Genomic DNA, 9,678 nt, shown 5'->3' with positions numbered 1-9,678 from the left:
TACGTGCCACGAAATCCTCCTCGCCCCCGGAAGCGCTCTTGTGCTTCCCCGTGCACCCGTTCGACACGGCGAGGTGGCGAAAGGTTGTACGGCACCCCGGCATCGGGCCACACCCGGGCCCGCGATGACGCGGCGCTCTCGGACCTGTGGCCGATCAGCGGTTCCCCATGCCTGTCGCCCTTGAAGGGGCGGCGAGGGGCGGGGGCCACATGTCGGCGGATCCGGACAGGGGCGCGGGCGCGGAGGCCGTCGCGGACGGGGTACCCGGCCGTCGCCGCGGGCGGAGGTGGGCGGTCGCCCTGGCGGGCCTGCTGGTCGTCCTGGGAGGCGGCGGCGCCATCGTCGGCGGCATCCTCTCCGACGTGGGCCTCCTGCCCGGCGACTCCATGGAGCTCGCCTGGCAGACCCCGCCCGACCGGGGCGCCGCCGCGTACGGCAACGGCGAATGGTCCGTCGGCGGCACCGTCGTCCGCAGCCGATTCGACGCCCTCACGGCCTTCGACGCCGGGTCCGGGCAGCGCCGTCGGGAGTACGCGGTGCCCGGCCGGGACGAGATCTGCGCCGTCAGCAAGGAAACCGACGGCTCCGTCGCCCTGCTCGCCCACGGCGAGGCCCGGAAGGGCAGAGGATGCGACACCGTCACCGCCCTCGACCTGACCAGCGGCCAGGAGCTCTGGCGCACCCGCCGCGCCGGTGAGACCGGTGAGCCGGCCGCCGAGCCCGATCTCGTCGCCACTGGCGGGGGCCTCGCGGCCGTCCGGGACGGCGACGACGACTGGTGGTACGAATCGGCCGGGGAAGGCCACGTCCTGCGCGGCGACCAGGCCCTGCGCGCCTTCGGCCTGCGCACCGGCGCTCCGCGCTGGAAGGCCGCGGTGGCCGGGGGCTGCGTCCCGCACCGGGTCGCCGCCGCCGCGCGGCAGGTCGTCGCCTTCGACCTGACGGACGGCCGCGAGTCGTGGCGCACGGTCCTGAACAACCAGGACGAGGGACCCGCCCTGAGGACCGGCGCAGCTACTCGGAGGACGTCAACCACGAGAAGCCCGTCGCCGACCTGATCGTCCACGACGACCTGGTCATCGCCGTGCAGTGGGGCGGCGGAACCCGCGCCTTCACGGCCCGCCGCCCCTGGTGACGCACCGCGCCGCGATTCCCGCTACACCCAGGTGTCCAGCCACATCCGGGCCCGCCAGCCGTCCATCGGAATGGGATTCCCGGTGTAGATGGGCCAGAAATAGATGAAGTTCCAGACGATGAGCAGGACGAGGCATCCCGCCGCCACCGCGCCGAATGTCCGGCGTCTTTCCGATGAACCGCGGGGGCCGACGAGTGCGCCCAGCATCATGGTCACCGCCAGGCACAGGAAAGGCACGAAGACGACCGCGTAGAAAAGGAAGATGGTGCGTTCCTGATAAAGGAACCAGGGGAGCCAGCCCGCCGCGATGCCGCAGGCGATCGCGCCCGCGCGCCAGTCGCGTCGGAAGGCCCAGCGCCACAGGACGTACAGGATCGCGAAGCAGGCGGCCCACCAGAGGAGCGGGGTGCCGAGGGCCAGGACCTCCTGGGCGCACTTCTCGGTCGCGGTCGCCGGGCAGCCCTTCGTGCCGGGGGCGGGGGACTCGTAGAAGTACGAGACGGGGCGGCCGAGGACGATCCAGGACCAGGGGTTCGACTGGTAGGTGTGCGGCGAGGTGAGGCCGACGTGGAAGGTGTACACCTCGGACTCGTAGTGCCAGAGGCTGCGCAGCCAGTCCGGGAGCCAGCCCCAGGTGCCGCCGCCGACCGCCTTGTCGTGGTCCTCGGCCCAGTGGCGGAAGTAGCCCTTGTCGCTGACCAGCCAGCCGGACCAGGTCGCCAGGTACGTCGCGAGCGCCACCGGCACCACCGACACGAACGCCGGGACCAGGTCCTTCCTGATCACCGCGGAGTACGGGCGGACGGCGCCGGCCGTGCGGCGGCCGCCGACGTCCCACAGGACGGTCAGCAGGCCGAAGGCGACCATCACGTACAGGCCGTTCCACTTGGTCGCCGCCGCGAGGCCGAGGGACACGCCGGCCGCGAGCCGCCAGGGCCGCCAGCCCAGGCGGAGGGCCTCCGCGACCTCCGCGTCCGGCCGCAGGACGCCCTCCTCGTCCTCGGGGAGGGCGGCGGCGAGCCGCTTCCGCGTCCGGTCCCGGTCGAGGACGAGGCAGCCGAAGGCGGCGAGCACGAAGAACATCAGCACCTGGTCGAGCAGCGCGGTGCGGCTCATCACGAAGTGCAGCCCGTCGACGGCCAGCAGCAGGCCCGCCAGGCAGCCGAGGAACGTCGAGCGGAAGAGGCGCCTGCCGATCCGGCACAGCATCAGCACGGAGAGCGTGCCGAGCAGCGCCACCATGAAGCGCCAGCCGAAGGGCTCGAAGCCGAAGAGCTTCTCGCCGACGCCGATCACCCATTTGCCCATCGGCGGGTGGACGACGTACCCGGGGTCGGTCGGGACCAGGACCGAGCCCGGGTCCTTCAGGATCGTCTTGTCGATGTCCTTCGGCCAGGCCCCCTCGTACCCCTGGTTGATCAGGGCCCAGGAGTCCTTGGCGTAGTACGTCTCGTCGAATATCACCGCGTGCGGCTTGCCCAGGTTCCAGAACCGCAGCAGGCCCGCGACCGCCGTGACCAGGAGAGGACCGCCCCAGGCCATCAGCCGCCACAGCCGGTCGGCGCCGCCGGGGCCGATGCCGAGGAGCGACCACGTCCGGGCGGAGGGCCGGGTGTACGGGGGGACGAGCCGCTCGCGCAGCCCGATGGGCGCGGTGTCCGGGGCCGGTGGCGCGTAGCCGAAGCGCCGCAGCCTGAGCTGCCACGAAGAGGGCTCTGCCACGGGCGCCGCCATGGGGTGCTGGCCCTCCAGGGCCTCGGGTGCGGTACTGGTCACCGCGCCATCGTAGGGAACGCGCCTGTGCGAGTCGCCTGTCCGGGCTGGGAGGATGTCCCGTGTGACAGGAACGCTGGTACTCGCAGGGACCCCCATCGGTGACATCGCGGACGCCCCGCCCCGGCTCGCCACCGAACTGGAGAGCGCGGACATCGTGGCCGCCGAGGACACCCGGAGGCTGCGCGGCCTCACCAGGGCGCTCGGCATCCACACCACGGGCCGGGTCGTCTCCTACTTCGAGGGCAACGAGTCCGCCCGTACGCCCGAGCTGGTCGAGGCGCTGGTCGGCGGCGCGCGGGTGCTGCTCGTGACCGACGCGGGCATGCCGTCCGTCTCGGACCCCGGCTACCGGCTGGTCGCCGCCGCCGTCGAGCAGGACATCAGGGTGACGGCCGTCCCCGGCCCGTCCGCCGTGCTCACCGCGCTCGCCCTCTCCGGCCTCCCCGTGGACCGCTTCTGCTTCGAGGGCTTCCTGCCGAGGAAGGCCGGCGAGCGCCTCGGCCGCCTCCGCGAGGTCGCCACCGAGAAGAGGACCCTCGTCTACTTCGAGGCCCCGCACCGGCTCGACGACACCCTCGCCGCGATGGCCGAGGTGTTCGGCGCCGAGCGCCGGGCCGCCGTGTGCCGCGAGCTGACCAAGACGTACGAGGAGGTCAAGCGCGGCCCGCTGGCCGAGCTCGCCGCCTGGGCCGCCGAGGGCGTACGGGGCGAGATCACCGTCGTCGTCGAGGGCGCCCCGGAGACCGGGCCCGCCGAGCTCGACGCGGAGGAGCTGGTGCGCAGGGTGCGGGTGCGCGAGGAGGCGGGGGAGCGCCGCAAGGAGGCGATCGCCGCCGTCGCGGCCGAGGCGGGGCTTCCCAAGCGGGAGGTGTTCGATGCCGTGGTGGCGGCAAAGAATGCGGACGCATCAGGCTCTGGAAAGGGTAAAGAGCTAATCTGAAAGGCAAAGCCGAAACCGGCGCCGGGACTCTTCCTTGGGCGCTTGGCAAGGGAAGGGCCAAAAGCCTTCCATGGTTCCTTCCCCGCTGATGCGCTCCGGCCCGAAAAGGCGTCCACTGATCAGTGGAGAGGAGCTGGCATGAGCGAGATCACCGGCACCGGCATATCCGTCGCCCATGAGGCGTACGCCTTCGCCTGCATGCGCTGCGGATACGGCTGGGAGCAGGCGTACGACATCGAGCACCACGTCGACGCCGCCGGCCAGGAATTCGTCGTCTACAAGGCCGACGGGGAGCGGGTCCCGTCCCCGCTGTCCAGTCCCACCTGCATGAACTGCGGCGGACACGTGGTCCGCATCATGCGCGCGGGGCAGGTGTCGTCGGTGCTCGACCTGGTCGCCGCGACCGAGAGGCACCAGCACGGGGCGCGGCCGACGAAGCCCGTCTCGCCGGCCGGCCCCATCGGCCAGGAACTGACCGAGGACATCCCCGAGAAGCCGCCGGTACCGCACCACTGGCACCTGTCGGACCTCTTCCACCCCTTCCGGCGTCACCAGTAGGCCACGCGGTGGCACTCATGGTCCTCGTACGATCGGGGCCATGAGTGCCAAGGACGCCCCGCCGCCGCTGCCCGAGCCCCTCCTCGTGGAGGTCGCGGACTCGCACACCCACATGGACCTGCAGTCCGGGACCGTCGAGGAGGCCCTGGTCAAGGCCGCCGCCGTCGGCGTGACCACGGTCGTCCAGGTCGGCTGCGACGTGAAGGGCTCGCAGTGGGCCGCCGAGACGGCCGCCGCCCACGAGAACGTGCACGCCGCCGTCGCGCTGCACCCCAACGAAGCCCCCAGGATCGTCCTCGGGGACCCCGACGGCTGGTCGCGCCAGGGAGCCCGCACGGGCGGCGGCGAGGCGGCCCTCGACGACGCCCTCGCCGAGATCGATCGGCTCGCCGCCCTGCCGCACGTCCGCGGGGTCGGCGAGACCGGCCTCGACTTCTTCCGCACCGGGCCCGAGGGCATCGCCGCGCAGGAGCGTTCCTTCCGCGCCCACATCGAGATCGCCAAGCGGCACGGCAAGGCCCTCGTCATCCACGACCGGGAGGCCCACGCCGACGTGCTGCGCGTCCTGGACGAGGAGGGCGCCCCCGAGCGGACCGTCTTCCACTGCTACTCCGGCGACGCGGAGATGGCCCGGATCTGCGCGGCCAAGGGCTACTACATGTCCTTCGCCGGCAACGTCACCTTCAAGAACGCCCAGCCGCTGCGGGACGCCCTCGCGGTCGCCCCGCTGGAGCTGGTCCTCGTCGAGACCGACGCCCCCTTCCTCACCCCGGCGCCCTTCCGCGGCCGCCCGAACGCCCCGTACCTGATCCCGGTCACCGTCCGGGCCATGGCGGAGGTGCGCGGGATCGGGGAGAACGAGCTGGCCGGGGCGATCGCCGTGAACACGGCCCGCGCCTTCGATTACTGATGCATAACAGTTACGTGGAGTAGTCGGGTCGTCGTGGAGCGTGACCGCGGCCGGGACTAGGGTCCCGGCCTCGTGAGCACTTCCCAGGGCAGTCACCGAGCCGGACGGCGGGCGGCGGGCACGACCCTCCCCCTGCACGAGCAGCCGACGATGACGGCGCCCCTCGTCGTACCCGCCGCCCCCGCGCCCGGCGTCCCGCCCGCCCCCGGCACCGTCCCCGGGCAGGGTTCCCGGGCCGGGGCCCGCCGCGCCGCCCGCCGCCGCAAGGCCCCCGGGGGCGTCGGAAGCGCCGCGGAGGGCCTGCGGAAGCTCGTCCCGCAGGCCCTCGTCGTCGCCTTCCTGGCCGGCGGCACCAGCGCCTTCGTCGCCGACGACAAGGCCGTCGAGCTCACCGTCGACGGCGTCCCGCGCACCCTGCACACCTTCGCCGACGACGTCGCCGAGCTCCTCGCCGACGAGGGCGTCGCCGTCGGCGAGCACGACATCGTCGCCCCCGGCCCCGCCGAGGCACTCGCCAGCGGCGACGAGATCGTCGTGCGGTACGGGCGGCCGGTCTCCCTCACCCTCGACGGACACCGCCGCCAGGTGTGGACGACCGCCGGGACCGTCGAGGCGGCGCTGCGCCAGCTCGGGGTCCGCGCGGAGGGCGCCTACCTCTCGGTCTCCCGCGGCGCCGTGATCTCCCGCCAGGGCCTCGCCCTCGACGTCCGCACCGAGCGGGCCGTCACCTTCCTGGCCGACGGGCGCGAGTGGACCGTCCGCACGAACGCCGCCACCGTCCGGGAGGCCCTCGCCGAGGCCGGGATCACGCTCTCCGGGCAGGACACCACCTCCGTGCCGGCCGGCTCCTTCCCCCGCGACGGCCAGACCGTGAACGTGCTGCGGATCACCGGCTCCCGGCAGGTGCGGGAGGAGTCCGTCCCGTACGCCGTCGAGCGGGTCCGCGACCCCGCGCTCTTCGCAGGCACCGAGGTCGTCGAACGGCAGGGCGCCCCGGGCGTCCGCCGCGTCACGTACAGCCTGCGCACGGTCAACGGCGTCAGGCAGCGGCCCCGCAGGACCGGCGAGGAGATCGTCCGCGAGCCCGTCAGCCGCAAGGTGCGGATCGGCACCCGGCCGCTGCCCGCCTCCGTCGCCGGCGCCGACGGCCTCGACTGGGGCGCGCTCGCCGCCTGCGAGTCCGGCGGCCGCCCGAACGCGGTCGACCCCTCGGGGACGTACGGGGGGCTCTACCAGTTCGACCCCGGCACCTGGCACGCCCTCGGCGGCACCGGCACCGCCCAGAACGCGCCCGCCGCCGAGCAGACGTTCCGGGCGAAGAAGCTGTACGTCCAGCGGGGCGCGAGCCCCTGGCCCCACTGCGGCCGCCGGCTGTACCGGTGAGCGCACGGCCGGACCGGCGGGCCGTGGACCGGCGGTACGGGGCAGAGCCGTGCCGGCGGGCGCGGGGCCGGACCGGTGAGCCGTAGGTCGGCCGTACCGGGGCCCCGTAGGCTGTACCGGTGAGCACCACCACCGGCCCCGAAAGCCCCGACGCCCTCCTCGGCCCCGCCGACATCCGTGAGCTGGCCGCCGCCCTCGGCGTGCGCCCCACGAAGCAGAAGGGCCAGAACTTCGTCATCGACGCCAACACCGTCCGGCGGATCGTCCGCACGGCCGAGGTGCGGCCCGAGGACGTGGTCGTGGAGGTGGGCCCCGGACTCGGCTCCCTCACCCTGGCCCTCCTGGAGGCCGCCGACCGCGTGACGGCCGTCGAGATCGACGACGTGCTCGCCGCCGCGCTGCCCGCCACGATCGCCGCCCGGATGCCCGCCCGCGCCGACCGCTTCGCGCTCGTCCACTCCGACGCGATGCACGTCGAGGAGCTTCCGGGCCCGCCGCCCACCGCGCTCGTCGCGAACCTGCCGTACAACGTGGCCGTGCCCGTCCTGCTCCACATGCTGGAGCGGTTCCCGACCATCGAGCGGACCCTCGTCATGGTCCAGGCCGAGGTCGCCGACCGGCTCGCCGCCAGGCCCGGCAACAAGGTGTACGGGGTCCCCTCGGTCAAGGCCAACTGGTACGCGGAGGTCAAGCGCGCCGGGGCCATCGGCCGCAACGTCTTCTGGCCCGCGCCGAACGTCGACTCCGGTCTCGTCTCCCTCGTCCGCCGCACCGAACCCCTTCCGACCACCGCGAGCCGCCAGGAGGTCTTCGCGGTCGTCGACGCGGCCTTCGCACAGCGCCGCAAGACGCTGCGCGCGGCCCTCGCGACCTGGGCGGGCTCGCCCGCGGCGGCCGAGGAGGCCCTCGTGAAGGCCGGGATCTCGCCGCAGGCGCGGGGCGAGTCGCTGACGGTCGAGGAGTTCGCACGGATCGCGGAGAACAAGCCGGAGGCGAAGCAGCAGTGAGCGTGACCGTACGAGTCCCCGCCAAGGTCAACGTGCAGCTGGCCGTCGGCGCAGCCCGCCCCGACGGCTTCCACGACCTGGCGAACGTCTTCCTCGCCGTCTCCCTGTACGACGAGGTGACCGCCGCCCCCGCCGACGGGCTGACGATCACCTGCGAGGGCCCGGACGCCGACAAGGTGCCGCTGGACCGCACCAACCTGGCCGCGCGCGCCGCCGAGCTGCTCGCCGCCCGGCACGGCATCGCCCCCGACGTGCACCTGCACATCAAGAAGGACATCCCGGTCGCCGGCGGCATGGCCGGCGGCAGCGCGGACGGCGCGGGCGCGCTGCTCGCCTGCGATGCGCTCTGGGGCCTCGACACGCCCCGTGACGTGCTCCTGGAGATCTGCGCGGAGCTCGGCTCCGACGTGCCGTTCAGCCTGGTGGGCGGGGCGGCGCTCGGCACCGGACGCGGCGAGAAGCTGACGGAGCTGCCGGTCGGAGGCACCTTCCACTGGGTGTTCGCCGTCGCCGACGGCGGGCTCTCGACCCCGGCGGTGTACGGGGAGTTCGACCGCCTCGCCGAGGGCGTGGACGTCCCCGAGCCGGCCGCGTCGCCGGCCCTCCTGGAGGCCCTGGCGACCGGCGACACCACCGCCCTCGCCGACGGCCTCGCCAACGACCTCCAGGCCCCGGCGCTCTCCCTGCGCCCCTCGCTCGCCGCGACCCTGACGGCCGGCACCGAGGCGGGCGCCCTCGCGGCCCTGGTCTCCGGCTCGGGTCCGACGACGGCGTTCCTGGTGAAGGACGCGGAGACGGCGGCCGCGGTCGCCGCCGCCCTCACCGCCTCGGGCACCTGCCGCACGGCCCGGGTGGCCACGTCGCCGGCCCCGGGCGCGGTCGTCCTGGGCTCCTGATCCGACGCGAACGGCCGGACGGTCCCCGGGGCCCGTCCGGCGGATCGGGGTCGGACGGGCCCTAGAGCTTGTTCCTGGTGATGCGGGCCAGGAGGAGGTTCGGGTCCTTCTCGTCCGCGGCGGCGAAGTAGGACGCGCTGGGCACGTAGACGGTCTTGGCGCGGATCGCCACCGAGGTCGGGTCGGACAGGCCGTCCGCGCCGGTGAGGACGGTCTTGTGGGTGCCGTCGGGGCGGACGAGCTCGACCTTGTTCTCCGTGACCAGCGCGGCCAGGACCGTGTTGCCGTGCCCGGTGAAGGCGAAGTCGTCGATCCCGGTGAGTCCGGTCGCCCTGGTCTGGATCGGGCCCGCGGACCGGTTCCTCCTGATCGGGATGCGGAGCAGGGTCTCCTGGGCGGAGTTGGACACCCAGACGGCACCGTCGTGGAGCTTCAGGCCGTTGGCGCCGTAGGGGATGTCCTCGGTCGGCTGGAGGGCGTCCCCGGTGGCCCAGACCGTCGCGTCCACCTCCACGTCCCCGTCGGGCACCGGTGCGCTCCACACGACGCCGCGCGCCGAGTCGGCGGCGTACAGGGTCTCGCACTTCTCGTCGAGGGCGAGGCCGTTGGGGAAGCCGTCGACCGGCACCTTCACGATCCGCTGGGGCGCGCTGCCGTCGGGGCGGACGCGCCAGATGCCGTTCTCGTCCTCGGTGCCGGTGACGTAGTTGACGTACAGGGTGCCGTCGTGGGCGCGGACGATGCCCGTGACGAGGGCCGACGGCGGGTCGGTCACCGTGGGGAGGGTCGCGACATCCGTCGGCCCGGACCCGTTCCTGCCGACCCGCACCACCTTGTGGGCGTAGGCGAAGGTCAGGAGGGCGGAGCCGTCGGGCTCCAGGGCGATGTTCTCCGGGGTCTCCCCGGCGGCGAAGTCGAAGTGGGCGACGACGCGGGGATCGGACACGGCCGGGTCGCCGGCCGACGCCGGGCCGGCGGCGAGCAGGGTGAGGGCCGCGGTGGCGACGGCGACGGCGGCCAGACGTGGGTGTCTCGACATGGACTTCTCCTCGGGGTACGAGTGATCTGAGGAG

At 73.7% G+C, this 9,678-nt stretch carries 9 protein-coding genes; 7 read left to right on the top strand and 2 right to left on the bottom strand.

Annotation, left to right across the window (positions count from 1 at the left end; genetic code table 11):
• Positions 1-209: 209 nt before the first annotated feature.
• A complete protein-coding gene (locus K7G60_RS15325; protein ID WP_225801451.1) occupies positions 210-1,058 on the top strand; it encodes a PQQ-binding-like beta-propeller repeat protein in 849 nt (282 codons plus the stop codon).
• Positions 1,059-1,156: 98 nt separating this feature from the next.
• Here the strand turns inward: K7G60_RS15325 and K7G60_RS15320 are convergent, their stop codons facing one another.
• Positions 1,157-2,911 (bottom strand): dolichyl-phosphate-mannose--protein mannosyltransferase, encoded by a 1,755-nt coding sequence (locus K7G60_RS15320; protein WP_374115631.1) that lies wholly within the window; start codon positions 2,909-2,911, stop codon positions 1,157-1,159.
• A 52-nt stretch (positions 2,912-2,963) separates the two neighbouring features.
• Here K7G60_RS15320 and rsmI point away from each other — a divergent pair, with 52 nt between their 5' ends.
• From rsmI to K7G60_RS15290, 6 genes are all read left to right on the top strand, one after another.
• Entirely contained in the window at positions 2,964-3,851 is an 888-nt protein-coding gene (gene rsmI, locus K7G60_RS15315; RefSeq protein WP_225801450.1) for a 16S rRNA (cytidine(1402)-2'-O)-methyltransferase, read from the top strand.
• A gap of 138 nt (positions 3,852-3,989) precedes the next feature.
• Positions 3,990-4,409, top strand: a complete 420-nt coding sequence (locus K7G60_RS15310; protein ID WP_225801449.1) for a hypothetical protein — start codon at positions 3,990-3,992, stop codon at positions 4,407-4,409.
• 40 nt (positions 4,410-4,449) lie between these two features.
• A complete protein-coding gene (locus K7G60_RS15305; RefSeq protein ID WP_225801448.1) occupies positions 4,450-5,319 on the top strand; it encodes a TatD family hydrolase in 870 nt (289 codons plus the stop codon).
• 72 nt (positions 5,320-5,391) lie between these two features.
• On the top strand, positions 5,392-6,702 hold the full coding sequence (locus tag K7G60_RS15300) for a resuscitation-promoting factor (protein WP_225801447.1): 1,311 nt from the start codon (positions 5,392-5,394) through the stop codon (positions 6,700-6,702).
• 119 nt (positions 6,703-6,821) lie between these two features.
• Entirely contained in the window at positions 6,822-7,709 is an 888-nt protein-coding gene (gene rsmA, locus K7G60_RS15295) for a 16S rRNA (adenine(1518)-N(6)/adenine(1519)-N(6))-dimethyltransferase RsmA (RefSeq protein WP_225801446.1), read from the top strand.
• Positions 7,706-8,605, top strand: a complete 900-nt coding sequence (locus K7G60_RS15290; protein WP_225801445.1) for a 4-(cytidine 5'-diphospho)-2-C-methyl-D-erythritol kinase — start codon at positions 7,706-7,708, stop codon at positions 8,603-8,605. The genes rsmA and K7G60_RS15290 overlap by 4 nt, the downstream gene beginning before the upstream one ends.
• A gap of 61 nt (positions 8,606-8,666) precedes the next feature.
• Here the strand turns inward: K7G60_RS15290 and K7G60_RS15285 are convergent, their stop codons facing one another.
• Positions 8,667-9,644, bottom strand: a complete 978-nt coding sequence (locus K7G60_RS15285) for a hypothetical protein (RefSeq protein WP_225801444.1) — start codon at positions 9,642-9,644, stop codon at positions 8,667-8,669.
• Positions 9,645-9,678: the final 34 nt, after the last annotated feature.

The sequence above is a fragment of the Streptomyces sp. NK15101 genome (genome assembly GCF_020400725.1).
Classification (GTDB): Bacteria; Actinomycetota; Actinomycetes; order Streptomycetales; family Streptomycetaceae; genus Streptomyces.
This window is presented reverse-complemented; position numbering and strand designations above follow the sequence as displayed.

Coding starts and splice junctions, on each gene's coding strand:
- K7G60_RS15310 (WP_225801449.1), top strand. CDS start 3,990: ATGAGCGAGATCACCGGCACCGGCATATCCGTCGCCCATGAGGCGTAC.
- rsmI (WP_225801450.1), top strand. CDS start 2,964: ATGTCCCGTGTGACAGGAACGCTGGTACTCGCAGGGACCCCCATCGGT.
- K7G60_RS15285 (WP_225801444.1), bottom strand. CDS start 9,644: ATGTCGAGACACCCACGTCTGGCCGCCGTCGCCGTCGCCACCGCGGCC.
- K7G60_RS15325 (WP_225801451.1), top strand. CDS start 210: ATGTCGGCGGATCCGGACAGGGGCGCGGGCGCGGAGGCCGTCGCGGAC.
- K7G60_RS15305 (WP_225801448.1), top strand. CDS start 4,450: ATGAGTGCCAAGGACGCCCCGCCGCCGCTGCCCGAGCCCCTCCTCGTG.